Raw genomic sequence first — 16,180 nt, forward strand, 5'->3', positions numbered from 1 at the left:
TGTACCGTTTTGATATTTCCCAACCGGCCCGCTTCGGGCGCTCTCGCACCATGAAACCCATCCAAGTCGGTCTGCTCGGCCTCGGTACCGTCGGCAGCGGCACGTTCAACGTGCTGCAGCGCAATCAGGAGGAAATTCGGCGTCGCGCCGGCCGCAGCATTCAGATCACGATGGTGGCGGCGCGCAATGTCGAACGTGCGAAGGGCATCGTCGGCGATGCGGCGAAGGTGGTGGCCGATGCGCGCGAGGTGATCGCGAACCCGGCGATCGACATCGTCGTCGAGCTGATCGGCGGCTACGACATCGCCCGCACGCTGGTGATGGAAGCCATCGCCGCCGGCAAGCACGTGGTCACCGCCAACAAGGCGCTGCTCGCGGTGCACGGCACCGAGATCTTCGCGGCCGCGCATGCCAAGGGCGTGATGGTGGCCTTCGAGGCCGCGGTGGCCGGCGGCATCCCGATCATCAAGCAGCTGCGCGAGGGCCTGTCGGCCAACCGCATCGAATGGATCGCCGGCATCATCAACGGCACCACCAACTTCATCCTGTCGGAGATGCGGGCCAAGGGCCTCGATTTCGACGCGGTCCTGAAAGAAGCGCAGCGCCTGGGCTATGCCGAGGCCGACCCGACCTTCGACATCGAGGGCGTCGATGCCGCGCACAAGCTGACCATCATGAGCGCGATCGCGTTCGGCACGCCGGTGCAGTTCGAGCGCGCCCACATCGAGGGCATCACGAAGCTGCAGGCCGCCGACATCACCTATGCCGAGCAGCTCGGCTACCGCATCAAGCTGCTGGGCATCACGAAGCGGCGCGACGACCTCGGCCGCAACGCCGGCATCGAGCTGCGCGTGCACCCGACGCTGGTGCCCACCAAGCGGCTGATCGCCAATGTCGAGGGCGCGATGAACGCCGTCGTCGTGCACGGCGATGCGGTCGGCACGACGCTGTCGTACGGCAAGGGCGCTGGGTCCGAACCGACCGCGTCGGCCGTGGTCGCCGACCTGGTCGACATCACCCGGCTGCACACCGCCGACCCCGACCACCGCGTGCCGCACCTGGCCTTCCAGCCGAACCAGCTCACCGACACGCCGATCCTCGGCATGGACCAGGTCGTCACGTCGTTCTACCTGCGCCTGCAGGTGGCCGACCAGGCCGGCGTGCTGGCGCGCATCACCGGCATCCTGGCCGAGCACGAGATCTCGATCGACGCGCTGCTGCAGCGCGAGTCCGCCGAGGGCGAGGCCCACACCGACGTGATCATCCTGACCCACGACACCGTCGAGGGCGAGATGAACAAGGCGCTGGCGCAGATGCAGGCGCTGCCCACCGTGCTGGCGCCGATCGTGCGCATCCGCAAGGAAGAGCTGTCGTGAAATACATCAGCACACGCGGTGATCTCACCGAACGCGGCTTCAGCGACATCCTGCTCGAAGGCCTCGCGCCCGACGGCGGGCTCTACCTGCCCACGCAGTACCCGCAGGTCGATGCCGCGACGCTCGCGCGCTGGCGCGAGCTGCCGTACCACGAGCTCGCGTTCGAGATCCTGTCGCTCTACATCGACGACATCCCGGCCGCCGACCTGCGCCGCCTGACCGCCAAGACCTACACGCACGCGGTGTTCAACAGCGTCGAGATCGCCCCGATCACTGCGCTGCGGCCCGGCCTGTACCTGCAGGGCCTGTCGAACGGCCCGACGCTCGCGTTCAAGGACATGGCGATGCAGCTGCTCGGCAACCTGTTCGAGTACGAACTGGGCCGCCGCGGCGAGACGCTGAACATCCTCGGCGCGACCTCGGGCGACACCGGCAGCGCGGCCGAGCACGCGATGCGCGGCAAGCAGGGCATCAACGTCTTCATGCTGAGCCCGCACGGCCGCATGAGCCCGTTCCAGCAGGCGCAGATGTTCAGCCTGCAAGACGCCAACATCCACAACATCGCGATCGAAGGCGTGTTCGACGACTGCCAGGACATCGTCAAAGCGGTCTCCAACGACCTGGCCTTCAAGCGCGCGAACCGCATCGGCACCGTCAACTCGATCAACTGGGCGCGGCTGCTGGCGCAGGTGGTGTACTACTTCGCCGGCTGGCTGCAGGCCACGCGCGATGGTGCGAAGGAAGTCAGCTTCGCGGTGCCGTCGGGCAACTTCGGCAACATCTGCGCCGGCCACGTCGCGCGCAGCATGGGCCTGCCGATCAAGCAGCTGGTGCTGGCCACGAATGAGAACCGCGTGCTCGACGAGTTCTTCCGCAGCGGCACCTACCGCGTGCGCGCCGGCAGCGAGACCTTCGAGACCTCGAGCCCGTCGATGGACATTTCGAAGGCGTCGAACTTCGAGCGCTTCGTGTTCGACCTGCTGGGCCGCGACGGCGAGCGCACCCGCGCGCTGTTCAAGACCGAGATCGAGCAGCACGGCCGCTTCTCGATCACGCCGGACGAGTTCGCGCGCATCGCCGGCTACGGCTTCGTGTCGGGGCACAGCACGCATGCCGACCGGCTCGCGACGATCCGCCTCGCGTACGAACGCTTCGGCGCGATGATCGACACCCACACCGCCGACGGGCTGAAGGTCGCGCTCGAGCACCTCGACCCGGCGGTGCCGATGATCGTGCTCGAGACCGCGCTGCCGGCCAAGTTCGCCGACACCATCATCGAGGCGCTGAACCGGCAACCGGCCAGGCCGCACCTGCTGCAGGGCATCGAAGACCTGCCGAAGCGCTTCGTCGTGATGCCGGTCGATGCGTCGGCGGTCAAGCACTACATCACCGCGCACCCGTGAAAGTCATCGGCTTCAGCGGCTACTCGGGCTCCGGCAAGACGACGCTGGTCGAGCAGCTGATCCCGCTGCTGCGCGCGGCCGGCCACCGGGTGTCGGTGGTCAAGCATGCGCACCACGATTTCGACATCGACCAGCCCGGCAAGGATTCGTACCGCCACCGCCAGGCCGGCGCCTTCGAGATCGTGATCGCGTCGGACCGGCGCCTTGCCAAGATCCGCGAGTACGAGCAACTGACCGAGCCGACGGTGCACCAGTTGATTGCCGAGCTGGTCGAGTGCGACTGGGTGCTGGTCGAGGGCTTCAAGCATGCCGACCTGCCGAAGATCGAGGTCTGGCGCGCGGCCACCGGCAAGCAGGCGAACTACCCGACCGATCCCTTCATCGTCGCGATCGCGACCGACAGCGCCGATCAGCTGCCCGAGCCCACGTCGCGCCCGCTGCTCGACCTGAATGACCCTGCGGCAGCGGCCGCCTTCCTGCTGGCCGATGCTTCGCGCTATGACTACCAGCCTCCCGCCATCCCCTGACCGCTCGCCGTCTGCGGCTCGGTCACCGCTGCTGTCGCTCGACGACGCCCTGGCGCGCCTGCTGGCCGCGGTGCAGCCGCTGCCGGCCGACCAGGCCGAGACGCTGTCGACCTTCGACGCCCTCGGCCGCGTGCTGGCCGCCGACGTGCACTCGCGGCTCGACGTGCCGCCGCTCGACAACACCGCGATGGACGGCTACGCGCTGCGCAGCGCCGACGTGCCGAGCGCCGGCACGCTGCTGCCGGTGAGCCAGCGCATCCCGGCCGGTAGCGTGCCGCACGAGCTGCAGCCCGGCACCGCGGCGCGCATCTTCACCGGCGCGCCGATCCCGCCCGGCGCCGATGCGGTCGTGATGCAGGAGCAGTGCGAGGCACTCGACGGCCAGGTGCGGATCAACGAGGTGCCGGGGGCAGGGCAGTGGGTGCGCCGCCGCGGCGAGGATGTGCAAGAAGGCAGCACCGTGCTGACCCACGGCCAGCGGCTGACCCCGCAGGCGCTCGGCATGGCCGCGTCGGTCGGCGCAGCCACGCTGTCGGTGATGCGCCGGCCGCGCGTCGCGCTGTTCTCCACCGGCGACGAGCTGGTGATGCCGGGCGAGCCGCTGCGTCCTGGCGCGATCTACAACTCCAACCGCTACACGCTGCGGGCATTGATCCAGGCGCTGGGCGGCGAGGTGACCGACCTCGGCATCGTGCCCGACCGGCTCGACGCGACGCGCGATGCGCTGATGCGGGCCGCGCAAGGACACGACCTGATCGTCACCAGCGGCGGCGTGTCGGTCGGCGAAGAAGACCACCTGCGCCCTGCCGTGCAGGCCGAAGGGCGGCTCGACCTGTGGCAGATCGCGCTGAAGCCGGGCAAGCCGCTGGCGTTCGGCAGCGTGCGGCGCGGCGACTTCACCGAGGCCTGGTTCATGGGGCTGCCGGGCAACCCGGTGTCGAGCTTCATCACCTTTTTGCTGGCGGTACGCCCGGTGCTGCTGCGGCTGCAAGGCGCCGCGGCCGAGATGCCGAACGGGCTGCCGATGCGGGCCGATTTCGCGTGGCCGAAGCCGGACAAGCGCCGCGAGTTCCTGCGGGTGCGCCGCACGCCGGAAGGCGGGCTGGCGCTGTTCCCGAACCAGGGATCGGGCGTGCTGAGCTCGGCGGTCTGGGGTGACGGTCTCGTCGACAACCCGCCCGGCCAGACCATTGCGGCCGGCGACACGGTGCGCTACATCCCCTTCTCGGAGCTGTTGGCATGAAGCTGCGGATCCGCTATTTCGCATCGCTGCGCGAGGCGCTGGGCAGCGGCGAGACGCTGGAGCTGCAAGACGGTGTCAACGTGGCCGCGGCGCGCGATGCGCTGATCGCCCGCGACGAGCGCCATGCAACGGCACTGGCGCGAACCAAGGCCCTGCGCTGCGCGCTCGACCAGGCGCTGTGCGACGAGGCCGCGCCCTTGCACGACGACGCCGAACTCGCCTTCTTCCCGCCCGTCACCGGAGGCTGACATGAGCCGCACGCGCGTTTCGATCCAGACCGACGACTTCGACCTCGGCGCCGAGGTGGCTGGCCTGCGTGCGGGCGACGGCGGCGTCGGCGCGGTGGTGGCATTCGTCGGCACGGTGCGCGACCGCAGCGAGGGCGCCGACGTCAGCCGCATGGAGCTGGAGCACTACCCGGGCATGACCGAGAAGGCGATCGACGCGATGATCGACGCGGCGACGGCCCGCTTCGACATCCGCGCCGCGCGCGTGATCCACCGCGTCGGCGTGCTCGATGCGCAGGACCAGATCGTGCTGGTGGCCGTCACGTCGGCCCACCGCGGGTCCGCCTTCGAAGCCTGCGAGTTCCTGATGGACTACCTGAAGACGCAAGCCCCGTTCTGGAAGAAGGAGCACACGCCGCAAGGCGCGCGCTGGGTCGATGCCCGCAGCCACGATGATGCCGCGCTGCAGCGCTGGGGCATCACCAGCGGGAACCTCGCACCATGACGGCCGGCATCACATGGCTGCAGGTGCTGGCGGTCGCGACCGGGGCCGTCTTCGGCGCGCTGCTGCGCTGGTGGGCCGGGCTGTGGCTGAACGCGCAATGGGCGGGCTTCCCGCTCGGCACGCTGCTGGTCAACTGCGCCGGCGGGCTGCTGATCGGCATCGCGCTGTACTGGTTCCAGCGCAGCCCGAACGAACTGCTGCGGCTGCTGGCGGTGACCGGCTTCCTCGGCGGGCTGACGACCTTCTCGTCGTTCTCCGGCGAATCGCTCGCGCTGATCCAGCGCAACGAATGGACGCTGGCCGTCGGTCACACTCTGGCCCACGTGCTGGGGTCGCTGGCCTGTGCCGGTGTCGGATACAAGCTTGCGAGGGTTGTTCTGGCTTAGCTTGAAATCCGGGACGATCCCCCTCAAATCCGGTGCAATCGGAGGATTCGTCCCATGCGACTCGACAAGCTCACCACCAAGTTCCAGGAAGCGCTCGGCGAGGCCCAGAGCCTCGCGCTGAACCGCGACAACCCCTACATCGAGCCAGCACACTTGCTGGCCGCGATGCTGGCCCAGGCTGACGGCCCCAAGGCCTTGCTCGAGCGCGCCGGCGTCAATTCGGCCAAGCTGCAATCGGCGCTCGACACCGAACTGCGCAAGTTCCCGCAGGTGCAGGGCGGCGAGCAGGTGCAAGCCAGCCGCGAACTCGGCGCGCTGTTGCAGGCCTCTGAAAAAGAAGCCACCAAGCGCGGCGACCAGTTCATCGCGAGCGAGATGTTCCTGCTCGCCGCGACCGATGCCAAGTCGGCGATCGGCCCGCTCGTGAAAGAGCACGGCCTGACCCGCAAGGCGCTCGAGGCCGCGATCGACGCGGTGCGCGGCGGCCAGAAGGTCGACAACGCCGATGCCGAAGGCCAGCGCGAAGCCCTCAAGAAGTACACCATCGACCTGACCGAGCGCGCCCGCCGCGGCAAGCTCGACCCGGTGATCGGCCGCGACGACGAGATCCGCCGCGCGATCCAGGTGCTGCAGCGCCGCACCAAGAACAACCCGGTGCTGATCGGCGAGCCGGGCGTCGGCAAGACGGCGATCGTCGAGGGCCTCGCACAGCGCATCGTCGCCGGCGAGGTGCCCGATTCGCTGAAGAGCAAGCGGGTGCTGGTGCTCGACATGGCCTTGCTGCTGGCCGGCGCCAAGTTCCGCGGCGAATTCGAGGAACGGCTGAAGTCAGTGCTGAAGGAAGTCGCGCAGGACGAGGGCCAGACCATCGTCTTCATCGACGAGATCCACACGATGGTGGGCGCCGGCAAGGCCGAGGGCGCGATCGACGCCGGCAACATGCTGAAGCCGGCGCTGGCGCGCGGCGAGCTGCATTGCATCGGCGCGACCACGCTGGACGAATACCGCAAGTACATCGAGAAAGATGCCGCGCTGGAGCGCCGCTTCCAGAAGATCCTGGTCGGCGAGCCGACGGTCGAGGCCACGATCGCGATCCTGCGCGGGCTGCAGGAGAAGTACGAGGTGCACCACGGCGTCGAGATCACCGACCCGGCGATCGTCGCCGCGGCCGAGTTGAGCCACCGCTACATCACCGACCGCTTCCTGCCCGACAAGGCGATCGACCTGATCGACGAGGCCGCGGCGAAGGTCAAGATCGAGATCGACTCCAAGCCGGAGGTGATGGACAAGCTCGACCGCCGGCTGATCCAGCTGCAGATCGAGCGTGAGGCCGTCAAGCGCGAGAAGGACGAAGCCTCGCAGAAGCGCCTGGGCCTGATCGAGGAAGAGATCGTGCGCCTGCAGCGCGAGGCCGCCGACCTGGAAGAGATCTGGAAGGCCGAGAAGGCTGCCGCCCAGGGCTCGGCGCATGTGAAGGAAGAGATCGACCGCATCCGCTTCCAGATCGAGGAGTTCAAGCGCAAGGGCGATTTCAACAAGGTGGCCGAGCTGCAGTACGGGAAGCTCCCGGAGCTGGAGAAGGCGCTGAAGGACGCGCAGGCCACCGAGGTCAGGAAGGGCGCCGATGCGAGCCGCCCGCAGCTGCTGCGCACGATGGTCGGTGCCGAGGAGATCGCCGAGGTGGTCGCGCGCGCGACCGGCATCCCGGTGTCGAAGCTGATGCAGGGCGAGCGCGAGAAGCTGCTGCAGATGGAAGGCAAGCTGCATGAGCGCGTGGTCGGCCAGGACGAAGCCATCACCGCGGTGGCCGATGCGATCCGCCGCTCGCGCGCGGGCCTGTCCGATCCGAACCGCCCGACCGGCTCGTTCCTGTTCCTCGGGCCCACCGGTGTCGGCAAGACCGAGCTGTGCAAGGCGCTGGCCGGCTTCCTGTTCGACAGCGAGGATCACCTGATCCGCATGGACATGAGCGAGTTCATGGAGAAGCATTCGGTGAGCCGGCTGATCGGCGCGCCGCCCGGCTACGTCGGCTACGACGAGGGCGGCTACCTGACCGAGGCGGTGCGCCGCAAGCCGTACAGCGTGCTGCTGCTCGACGAGGTCGAGAAGGCGCACCCGGATGTCTTCAACGTGCTGCTGCAGGTGCTCGACGATGGCCGGCTGACCGACGGGCAGGGCCGCACGGTGGACTTCAAGAACACGGTGATCGTGATGACCTCGAACCTGGGCTCGCACCAGATCATGCAGATGGTGGGGCAGGACCCCGAGGCCATCCGCGCGGCGGTGTGGGAAGAGGTGAAGCAGCATTTCCGCCCGGAATTCCTGAACCGCATCGACGAGACGGTGGTGTTCCATGCGCTGGACGCGAAGAACATCGAGGCGATTGCGCGCATCCAGCTGAAGACGCTTGAGCAGCGGCTCGACAAGCTCGAGATGAAGCTCGACGTGTCAGCGGCCGCGCTGGCGGCGCTGGCGAAGGTCGGCTTCGATCCGGTGTTCGGTGCACGGCCGCTGAAGCGGGCGATCCAGCAGAAGATCGAGAACCCGGTCTCGAAGCTGATCCTCGAGGGCAGGTTCGGGCCGAAGGACGTGATCCCGGTGGATGTGAACGGGACCGAGTTCAGCTTCTCACGCGTCGTGCATTGATCAGTCGAGCAGGTTGTCCATCCGGACGACCTGCAGCCGCACCAGCGTCAGGTTCGCGTGCGTCTTGTCGAGCACCGCATGCAGCGCCAGTCCCGGATGGTTCGGCACCGCGCGCAGCAGCAGGTGGTGCGCTCCCAGCGTGATCGCGGCCTCGGGCACCGCGTGGCCGAGACCCATCGTGCGGGCGGTGGCCGTCATCGCGCCGAGCAGTGCCGCCCCATGGTGGGCCAGGATGTCGGGTGAGGGCCGCGCGCCGGCATGCACCAGGTCGCGGCCGCTGGCGATGTCGAACACGCAGCAGCTGACCATGCCGGTCAGCTCGATCAACTGGTTCACGTAGCGCTGCAGCGGCGAATCGGGCTGCGTCGGCGCCACCGGCCGGGTCGGCGGCATCGGCCGCATCGCGGTCGACGAGGGTGCGAACATCGCCTGCTGTGGCGTCGGCGGCATCGCCGCGTACGAGGTCGGGTAGGCCACCGCGGGCGGCGTGGCCAGCGGCAATGTCGGGGTGGGTGCCGCCAGCGCAGCCGGCACCGACGGCGAGAACGACCCGCTGGGCCGCGGCGCCATCGGCGGCATCGCGTTCAGGCCGGGCGGCGGCGCCGGTGTGCCGGCCGGCCGCGCGCCGACACCTTGCTCGCGCAGCTTGTTCCAGGTTCCGCTGATGAAGCCCCAGGCATCGGCCGGCCGCGTCACCTGCGGCGTGGTGCGCACGTTCACGCCGGTGCCGCGGGCCATGTCGGTGGCGAAGCTCGTCAGCGTGGCGGTGGTCGCCGTCAGCGGCAGCAGCAGCATGTGCCGGTTGAACCACGGGCCGGTGACCATGGCCTCGTGCAGCGGCTTCAGCGTCGATTCGAGCAGATGAGCCGGCAGCGCGCCGAGCATCAGCACCGCGAGTTGGCTGTAGCCCATCAGCACGCGCGCGAGCGCCTGGCGCGACACGGTGTCGGCATCGGCCTGCGTGGTGTACAGCCGCAGCAGGTTGCCGTCGGCCCCGGGGAAATCGACGAACTCGAGCGTCGCGAGCGGCGTGCCGTAGCCCTGGCGGCGGATCACGAGCTTCTGCAGCGTGCGGTTGCTGGCGGTGGCCACGCCGGCCAGCAGCTTGCGCGACGACACGGTGCCGACGTCGTGCAGCGCGATGTAGTCGGGTTGCAGCAGCTCGAACTGCTGCTGCATCGCCTCGGCCGGGTCGCACGAGACGAACAGCTCGCGCTGGTCGGCGCTGACCTGGCGGCCGATGTCGCGCTGCCCGTCGGCCGCGTCGTCGTCCGCCTCGGCGAGGAGTTCGGTGGCCACCTGGGTCTGGGCCCGTGTCGCCTGCCAGCCGTCTTCGACGCCTCCACCCTGGGGATCGGTACCGGTGGAAGAAGGGGGGATGCTCGACATGGGACCTGCTGCTGGGGATGATCTGACGGGGCAGTGTAGGAGCTTGTTTCAGGATGTGACAGGGGCAAAGGTCGCAAAAAACATGTCGTTGCTCCGCCGACTTGGGGCTTGACGCGCGGCCCGGCCTTTGCCATGGGTGCCACGGGGGCCATGGGCGCGCCGATAGAATCGCCCACCTCCCACTTTGCGTCCGCCTCATGGCCCCGTCGCGCGCTGAAGCTGTTTCTTCCCTGCCGGTCGTGATCGTCGGCGCGGGCCTGGCGGGATTGACCGTCGCGCTGCACATCGCGCAGACCCGCCCGGTGGTCGTGCTGGCCAAGCGCAACCTCGACGAGGCCGCCACCGCATGGGCGCAGGGCGGCATCGTCGGCGTGCTCGGCACCGACGACAGCATCGAATCGCACGTGCGCGACACGCAGGACGCCGGCGCCGGCCTGGTCGACGAGCACACCGCGCGCTTCATCGCGCAGCACAGTGCGCAGGCGATCGAATGGCTGGTCGAGCGCGGCGTGCCGTTCTCGCCCGACCCCGAAGGCCCGCTCGGCCTGCACCTGACGCGCGAAGGCGGCCATGCGGTGCGCCGCATCGCGCACGCGGCCGACGCGACCGGCAAGGCCATCCACGACGTGCTGCTCGACGAGGTGAAGCGCCACCCGAACATCCGCATGCTCGAGCGCTGGATGGCGGTCGACCTCATCACCTCGCGCCACCTGAAGCGCGACGAGCTGCCACGCTGCTACGGCATCTACGCGCTCGACATCGACAACCAGCGGGTCGAGACGCTGGCCGCGTCGGCGGTGGTGATGGCCACCGGCGGCGCCGGCAAGGTGTACCGCTACACGACCAACCCCGACACCTCCACCGGCGACGGCATCGCGATGGCCTGGCGGGCCGGCTGCCGGGTCGGCAACATGGAGTTCATCCAGTTCCACCCGACCTGCCTGTACCACCCGCAGGAGCGCAGCTTCCTGATCACCGAGGCGCTGCGCGGCGAGGGCGGCCACCTGCTGCTGCCCGACGGCGCCCGCTTCATGCAGGCGCACGACCCGCGCGGCGAGCTGGCGCCGCGAGACATCGTGGCCCGCGCGATCGACTTCGAGATGAAGAAGCACGGCGTCGACTACGTGCTGCTGGACGCGACCCACCTGGGCGCCGAGTTCCTGAAGGAACATTTCCCGACCATCCATGCGCGCTGCCTGAAGCTCGGCATCGACATCACGACCCAGCCGATCCCGGTGGTGCCTGCCGCGCACTACACCTGCGGCGGCGTCGTCAGCGACCTGCACGGGCGCAGCGACCTGCCGGGGCTGTATGCAGTGGGCGAGACCACCTACACCGGGCTGCACGGCGCGAACCGGCTGGCCAGCAACTCGTTGCTCGAGTGCGTGGTGCTCGGCAAGACCTGCGCCGACCACATCCTGTCGAACGCGCCGAGCGAGCAGCCCGGGCTGCCGGCCTGGGATGAGAGCCAGGTCGAGAACGCCGACGAGCAGGTGGTGATCGCGCACAACTGGGACGAGCTGCGCCTGCTGATGTGGAACTACGTCGGCATCGTGCGCACGACCAAGCGGCTGGAGCGGGCGCTGCACCGCATCGATTTGCTGCGCAACGAGATCGACGACTACTACGCGAACTTCCGCGTCACGCGCGACCTGCTGGAGCTGCGCAACCTGGTCGATTGCGCCGAGCTGATCGTGCGTTCGGCGCTGATGCGGCATGAGAGCCGCGGGCTGCATTTCAGCCGCGATTTCCCGCGCACGCTGCCGGTCAGCTTCCCGACCATCCTGGTACGGCCGGCGACCAGCCGGGGCTAGTTCCGGGCTTTCATCGCGGTGCGGGCCAGCACGAACTGGAACGCGAAATCGACCGCCTCGTTGATCGCCACCTCGATCGCGTGGCGTTCCTTCTCGCTCAGGTAGAACGAGAAATCGACCGCATGCCGGATGTAGCGCGGCGGCAGCCGGTTCAGCGCGACGCAGGCGATGTCGGCGAGCAACTCGCTGCCATGCAGGTGCGGGTGCTGGGTGGCCGCCGCGGACACCGCCTCGAAGACGGCGCGCTCGTTGTAATTGAAGATCGTGTCGAAGTCTGCGCTCATGGGGTCCGCCATTCGGTCAGGATGTCCCATCGACTGTAGTCAGTGCGGGCCGCGGCGGCCATCCCGAGAGTGCGGCAAAAGTCCGCGCCGACGGCAACTCTCACCCGCAGTCAGATCCGCTCCAGCACCCGCATCGAGTAGTCGGTGGCCTTCACGTCCTTCGTCAATCGGCCGATCGAGATGCGGTCGACGCCGGTCTCGGCGATGCGCCGCACCTGGTCGAGCTGCACGTTGCCCGAGACCTCGAGCAGCGCGCGCCCGGCCGTCACGGCCACCGCCTCGCGCATCAGCGCCTCGTCGAAGTTGTCGAGCAGCACGCTGACAGCGCCGGCCTCCAGCGCCTCGCGCAGTTGCGCGATGCCCTCGACCTCGATCTGGATGTCGACGCCCGATTGCAGCGCCTGGGCGTTGCGCAATGCAGCCGCCACGCCGCCGGCCGCGGCGATGTGGTTCTCCTTGATCAGGATGCCGTGCCACAGCGCGAGCCGCTGGTTCTGGCCACCGCCGATGCGCACCGCGTACTTCTGCGCGAGCCGCAGCCCGGGCAGCGTCTTGCGGGTGTCGAGGATCGCGCAGCCGCGCGGGTTCGGCGACGCGCCGGCAATCGCGTCGACATGGCGGCGCGTGACGCTGGCGGTGGCCGACAGCAGCTGCAGGAAGTTCAGCGCCGGCCGCTCGGCCGACAGCAGCGCGCGGGCATCGGCCTCGATGTGGCACACCAGCGTGTCGGGCGCCATGCGCGCGCCTTCGTCGACGTGCCAGTCGATCGCGGCCTGCGCATCGAGCGCGCGCACGCAACCGTCGAACCAGTCGCGGCCGCACAGCACCGCGTCTTCGCGCACCAGCACGCGGGCGCGCACGCGGCGCCCGGCCGGCACGAGCTGCGCGGTCCAGTCGCCGCGGCCGATGTCTTCGGCCAGCGCATCGCGGATGTTGCGGGTGCGGGCCTGTTCCAGCGTCTCATCGAACTCGAAAGCGATCGTCATGCGGCACCGATGTTCTTGACCATGCCGAGCTTCTGCGTGCTCGACGGGTTGGCCTTGACGAAATCGAGCATGCGGTCGATGCAGCCCAGCGCCTGGCTGCGCACCGGCTCGTCGACGTGGATCTCGCCGCTGCCGTGTTCCAGGCAGGCGACGACGCCCTGCAGCGCGTTCATCGCCATCCACGGGCAGTGCGCGCAGCTCTTGCAGGTGGCGCTGCTGCCGGCGGTTGGCGCCTCGATCAGGATCTTGTCGGGCGCGAGCTGGCGCATGCGGTGCAGGATGCCGTTGTCGGTCGCGATGATGAAGTGCTTCGCATCCATCTGCAGCACCGCGTTCAGCAGCTGCGAGGTGGAGCCGACCATGTCGGCCTGCTCGACCACCGACTTCGGCGATTCCGGGTGCACCAGCACCTTGGCGCCGGGGTATTCGGCCTTCAGCAGGTCGAGTTCCAGGCCCTTGAACTCGTCGTGCACGATGCAGGCGCCGTTCCACATCAGCATGTCGGCGCCGGTTTCTTCCTGGATGTAGCGGCCGAGGTGGCGGTCGGGCGCCCACAGCACCTTTTCGCCGCGGTCCTTCAGGTGCCGCACGATCGCGAGCGCACAGGAGCTGGTGACCATCCAGTCGGCGCGCGCCTTCACGGCGGCGCTGGTGTTGGCGTAGACGACGACCTTGCGGTCGGGGTGGGCGTCGCAGAAGCGCGCGAAGTCGTCGGGGGGGCAGCCGAGGTCGAGCGAGCAGGTCGCGTCGAGGTCGGGCATCAGCACGCGCTTGCCGGGGCTCAGGATCTTCGCGGTCTCGCCCATGAAGCGCACGCCGGCGACGACCAGCGTCTTGCTCGGGTGGTCGCGGCCGAAGCGCGCCATCTCGAGCGAATCGGCGACCAGGCCGCCGGTTTCCAGCGCCAGGTCCTGCAGGTCGCCGTCGACGTAGTAGTGGGCAACCAGCACCGCGTCGTGCTGCGCGAGCAGCGCCTTCGCGCGGGCCTTGTGGTCGGCACGGCCGGCCGGCGTCAGCGGTTCGGGCACCTTGGCCCAGGCGTGGGCCGTGCAGGTGGCGCCGGCTGCGTCTTGCAGCGGGTAGTCGAAGAGAACTTCTTGGCTCATGTCATTGGCTGCGGCCGCAGCAGCGCTGCGATCGGGCAATGGTATCGGAGGGATGACGACCCCTCGCCCGGTGGGCCCTACGACAGGCTCTGTTCGGCCTCCATCAGCTTGTAGCGCGCCAGCGCGAGGTTGCTGCGCTGCTTGTCGAGCAGCGCGAAAATGAACAGCCCGCCGTGCCGCGACAGCGAACGGATCAGGTGGTGGCGCGTCGGCGTGCTGGTCATGATCTCGTGCACCGCATCGGTCAGGCCCATGTCGCGCGCATGGCGGTCGTGCACGCGCAGCACCTGGGTGCAGGCGGCAGCCGCCAGGTCGATGTCGACCGGGTGCTCCTCGCGCACCTTCTGCGTGACGACCAGGCCGGTTGCGGTGTCGACGACCGCGCAGCCCATCAGGCCGTCGACCTGCAGCATCGCGTCGAGCGCATGCGCCGCGCGCTGCGGATCGAGCATCGCGCGCACCGGCGCCTTCGTGACGGCGCTGCTCCGCAGCGACGACTCGGCGGCCCCGGCGGCTGCCGCCGCATCGAGATCGGCGACCTTGATCGGGAAGCCGTCCGGCCCCTGCACCGACGCGAGCGCGGCCACCGGCGGCGGGCCCCAGACCGGTTCGGTCTTCACGCGGTTCCACTGGCCCAGCAGCGCGTTCCACACCGCCGACGCGCTCGACAGCGATTCGTTCAGCACCTGCACCTTGAGGCGCTGCGGCCACTGGATCATGCCGATCTTGTTGGCGATCCACACGCCGTTCGGCGGCAGCATGAAGAGCAGCGTCGGGCAGCGCCAGCCGGGCTGGTTCACCGCGTCGTACAGCGTGTTGAGCATGCCGTCGATCGCATGCGGCTGCATCGCGCCGACGATCACCGCGGTCATGTGGCTGCGCTCCATCAGCGCGATCGGGATCGCGGCGTTGTCGGGACCCGGCGCGCGCACGTCGGCGTGGTAGATGCGCAGCAGGCCTTCGTCGCGCCGCTCCAGCGTCGTGCGCTCGATCATCGCGAGCGTGCGCAGCGTGGTGTGCTCGCGCAGGTGCAGTCGCTCGATCGGCCGGCCGCTGGCGTCCGACAGCGCCTTCACGACGGCGCTGGCCCAGACGCCGGTCGGGTCGTGCAGCGCGATGTGGCGGGTGGCGGTTTCGAGGTCGGCGCGCGTGGCGGCGAAGTGCTCGCGGATGGCCTGCGCCGACGAGCCGGTGACGACCAGGTCGCGCAGGTGGCGGTCGACCATCTGCCCCTGGTCGTTCACCTCGGTGGCGATGCTCTCCATGATCGAGGTGGCGGCGAAACCGGGCTTGCGATCCTCGGGTTGGTCGCCGCGCAGGTCTCCGAACAGCGATGACAACATGGGGTGCTCCCGGCAGTTGATGCTGTCCAGTCTAGGGGGAGGGGCGCATCCGGCCATCCCCAAATTGACTACCCCCTTGCGGGGGAAGGGGTTGTCCTGGCTGAAGTCCTAGCTGAAGAAACGGCTCGGCGGCGCGCCCACCGAGCGCCGCACCATCGCGCTGAAGGCGCTGGCACTCGCGTAGCCCAGCTCGGCGGCGATCACACCCATCGGCTGCTTGCGCGCCGCCATCGACAAGGCCTTGGCCAGCAGCACCTGCTGGCGCCACTGCACGAAGGTGGTGCCGAGCTGCTGGCGGAACAGCCGCGCGACGGTGCGCGGGCTCGCGCCGGTGTCGCGCGCCCAGCCATCGAGCGTGGCATGGCGTGTCGGATCGTCGAGCACCGCCTCGCAGAGCGTGCGCAGCCGCTTGTCGGTGGGCAGGTCGACGCCCAGCCGCACCGGGCGTGCACGGCGCAGTTCGTCGAGGATCAGCGCGCTCAGCCGCTGCTCGCGCTGCAGCGTGTCGTGGTCGAGCGGCGGGCCGCCGTCGGGCTGCACGTTCATTTCGAGCACCAGCGCGCGCAGCAGCTCCGAGACCTCGAGCACCCGGCACTGCCGCCACGGCGCCTGCTCGGCCGGCGCGACGCCCGGCCCGCTGCGGCCGCGCGGCTGCAGCAGGTACAGCGTGCGCAGGTCGGCGTCTTCGACGACGCTGACGGCGTGCTCCATGCCGGCCGGGATCCACAGCGCACGCGATGGCGGCACGAGGTAGGTGCCGTGCTCCATCGTCAGCCGCACGACGCCGGTCGACGACAGCGCGATCTGCGCCCACGGGTGGTCGTGCGGGACCACGCGGGTGTCGGTGCTCAGGTGGTGCTTCTTCGCGCGCAGCGGGCGCTGCGGCGTCGGCGTGTAGAGGTGCGGCGTCAGCGGGCTGATCGGTGGGGTGATCATGGTTGGCAG

At 69.3% G+C, this 16,180-nt stretch carries 15 protein-coding genes; 9 read left to right on the top strand and 6 right to left on the bottom strand.

Features of this window, described 5'->3' with window-relative positions; genetic code table 11:
• The first annotated feature begins 50 nt into the window (after positions 1-50).
• From ACXJLU_RS20065 to clpB, 8 genes are read left to right on the top strand one after another with little or no spacing between them, the layout of a single operon-like run.
• Positions 51-1,376, top strand: coding sequence for a homoserine dehydrogenase (locus ACXJLU_RS20065; RefSeq protein WP_457333969.1), 1,326 nt, complete (start codon positions 51-53; stop codon positions 1,374-1,376).
• Complete coding sequence (gene thrC / locus ACXJLU_RS20070) at positions 1,373-2,779, top strand: threonine synthase (protein WP_457333971.1); 1,407 nt, start codon at positions 1,373-1,375, stop codon at positions 2,777-2,779. Before ACXJLU_RS20065 ends, thrC begins: the two co-directional genes overlap by 4 nt.
• Positions 2,776-3,306 (top strand): molybdopterin-guanine dinucleotide biosynthesis protein B, encoded by a 531-nt coding sequence (mobB, locus tag ACXJLU_RS20075; protein WP_457333973.1) that lies wholly within the window; start codon positions 2,776-2,778, stop codon positions 3,304-3,306. The genes thrC and mobB overlap by 4 nt, the downstream gene beginning before the upstream one ends.
• Positions 3,278-4,549 carry a molybdopterin molybdotransferase MoeA gene (locus ACXJLU_RS20080; protein WP_457333975.1) on the top strand — a complete coding sequence of 424 codons (1,272 nt, stop codon included), beginning with the start codon at positions 3,278-3,280 and terminating at the stop codon, positions 4,547-4,549. The genes mobB and ACXJLU_RS20080 overlap by 29 nt, the downstream gene beginning before the upstream one ends.
• Positions 4,546-4,797 (top strand): MoaD/ThiS family protein, encoded by a 252-nt coding sequence (locus tag ACXJLU_RS20085; RefSeq protein ID WP_457333977.1) that lies wholly within the window; start codon positions 4,546-4,548, stop codon positions 4,795-4,797. The genes ACXJLU_RS20080 and ACXJLU_RS20085 overlap by 4 nt, the downstream gene beginning before the upstream one ends.
• Before the next feature lies 1 nt (position 4,798).
• Positions 4,799-5,281 carry a molybdopterin synthase catalytic subunit MoaE gene (gene moaE, locus ACXJLU_RS20090; RefSeq protein WP_457333979.1) on the top strand — a complete coding sequence of 161 codons (483 nt, stop codon included), beginning with the start codon at positions 4,799-4,801 and terminating at the stop codon, positions 5,279-5,281.
• On the top strand, positions 5,278-5,667 hold the full coding sequence (crcB, locus tag ACXJLU_RS20095) for a fluoride efflux transporter CrcB (protein WP_457333981.1): 390 nt from the start codon (positions 5,278-5,280) through the stop codon (positions 5,665-5,667). The genes moaE and crcB overlap by 4 nt, the downstream gene beginning before the upstream one ends.
• A gap of 54 nt (positions 5,668-5,721) precedes the next feature.
• A complete protein-coding gene (gene clpB, locus ACXJLU_RS20100; protein WP_457333983.1) occupies positions 5,722-8,313 on the top strand; it encodes an ATP-dependent chaperone ClpB in 2,592 nt (863 codons plus the stop codon).
• Here clpB and ACXJLU_RS20105 read toward each other — a convergent pair whose 3' ends face one another.
• Positions 8,314-9,702 (bottom strand): hypothetical protein, encoded by a 1,389-nt coding sequence (locus tag ACXJLU_RS20105; protein WP_457333985.1) that lies wholly within the window; start codon positions 9,700-9,702, stop codon positions 8,314-8,316.
• A 197-nt stretch (positions 9,703-9,899) separates the two neighbouring features.
• Here ACXJLU_RS20105 and nadB point away from each other — a divergent pair, with 197 nt between their 5' ends.
• Positions 9,900-11,516 (top strand): L-aspartate oxidase, encoded by a 1,617-nt coding sequence (nadB, locus tag ACXJLU_RS20110; protein WP_457333987.1) that lies wholly within the window; start codon positions 9,900-9,902, stop codon positions 11,514-11,516.
• On the opposite strand, the gene ACXJLU_RS20115 is transcribed toward nadB, so the two are convergent.
• The 5 genes from ACXJLU_RS20115 to ACXJLU_RS20135 all read right to left on the bottom strand — a co-directional run bounded on the left by ACXJLU_RS20115 (position 11,513) and on the right by ACXJLU_RS20135 (position 16,171).
• Complete coding sequence (locus tag ACXJLU_RS20115) at positions 11,513-11,800, bottom strand: late competence development ComFB family protein (protein WP_457333989.1); 288 nt, start codon at positions 11,798-11,800, stop codon at positions 11,513-11,515. The two genes, nadB and ACXJLU_RS20115, sit on opposite strands and share 4 nt — an antisense overlap.
• A gap of 110 nt (positions 11,801-11,910) precedes the next feature.
• On the bottom strand, positions 11,911-12,786 hold the full coding sequence (nadC, locus tag ACXJLU_RS20120; protein WP_457333991.1) for a carboxylating nicotinate-nucleotide diphosphorylase: 876 nt from the start codon (positions 12,784-12,786) through the stop codon (positions 11,911-11,913).
• Positions 12,783-13,892 carry a quinolinate synthase NadA gene (gene nadA / locus ACXJLU_RS20125; RefSeq protein WP_073465354.1) on the bottom strand — a complete coding sequence of 370 codons (1,110 nt, stop codon included), beginning with the start codon at positions 13,890-13,892 and terminating at the stop codon, positions 12,783-12,785. Before nadA ends, nadC begins: the two co-directional genes overlap by 4 nt.
• Positions 13,893-13,969: 77 nt before the next feature.
• Entirely contained in the window at positions 13,970-15,235 is a 1,266-nt protein-coding gene (locus ACXJLU_RS20130; protein ID WP_457333993.1) for a roadblock/LC7 domain-containing protein, read from the bottom strand.
• Between the two features lie 108 nt (positions 15,236-15,343).
• Entirely contained in the window at positions 15,344-16,171 is an 828-nt protein-coding gene (locus tag ACXJLU_RS20135; protein ID WP_457333995.1) for an AraC family transcriptional regulator, read from the bottom strand.
• Positions 16,172-16,180: the final 9 nt, after the last annotated feature.

The organism is Rhizobacter sp. P5_C2 (genome assembly GCF_054049715.1).

Coding starts and splice junctions, on each gene's coding strand:
- ACXJLU_RS20065 (WP_457333969.1), top strand. CDS start 51: ATGAAACCCATCCAAGTCGGTCTGCTCGGCCTCGGTACCGTCGGCAGC.
- ACXJLU_RS20080 (WP_457333975.1), top strand. CDS start 3,278: ATGACTACCAGCCTCCCGCCATCCCCTGACCGCTCGCCGTCTGCGGCT.
- ACXJLU_RS20085 (WP_457333977.1), top strand. CDS start 4,546: ATGAAGCTGCGGATCCGCTATTTCGCATCGCTGCGCGAGGCGCTGGGC.
- moaE (WP_457333979.1), top strand. CDS start 4,799: ATGAGCCGCACGCGCGTTTCGATCCAGACCGACGACTTCGACCTCGGC.
- crcB (WP_457333981.1), top strand. CDS start 5,278: ATGACGGCCGGCATCACATGGCTGCAGGTGCTGGCGGTCGCGACCGGG.
- clpB (WP_457333983.1), top strand. CDS start 5,722: ATGCGACTCGACAAGCTCACCACCAAGTTCCAGGAAGCGCTCGGCGAG.
- ACXJLU_RS20105 (WP_457333985.1), bottom strand. CDS start 9,702: ATGTCGAGCATCCCCCCTTCTTCCACCGGTACCGATCCCCAGGGTGGA.
- nadB (WP_457333987.1), top strand. CDS start 9,900: ATGGCCCCGTCGCGCGCTGAAGCTGTTTCTTCCCTGCCGGTCGTGATC.
- ACXJLU_RS20115 (WP_457333989.1), bottom strand. CDS start 11,800: ATGAGCGCAGACTTCGACACGATCTTCAATTACAACGAGCGCGCCGTC.
- nadC (WP_457333991.1), bottom strand. CDS start 12,786: ATGACGATCGCTTTCGAGTTCGATGAGACGCTGGAACAGGCCCGCACC.
- nadA (WP_073465354.1), bottom strand. CDS start 13,892: ATGAGCCAAGAAGTTCTCTTCGACTACCCGCTGCAAGACGCAGCCGGC.
- ACXJLU_RS20130 (WP_457333993.1), bottom strand. CDS start 15,235: ATGTTGTCATCGCTGTTCGGAGACCTGCGCGGCGACCAACCCGAGGAT.
- ACXJLU_RS20135 (WP_457333995.1), bottom strand. CDS start 16,171: ATGATCACCCCACCGATCAGCCCGCTGACGCCGCACCTCTACACGCCG.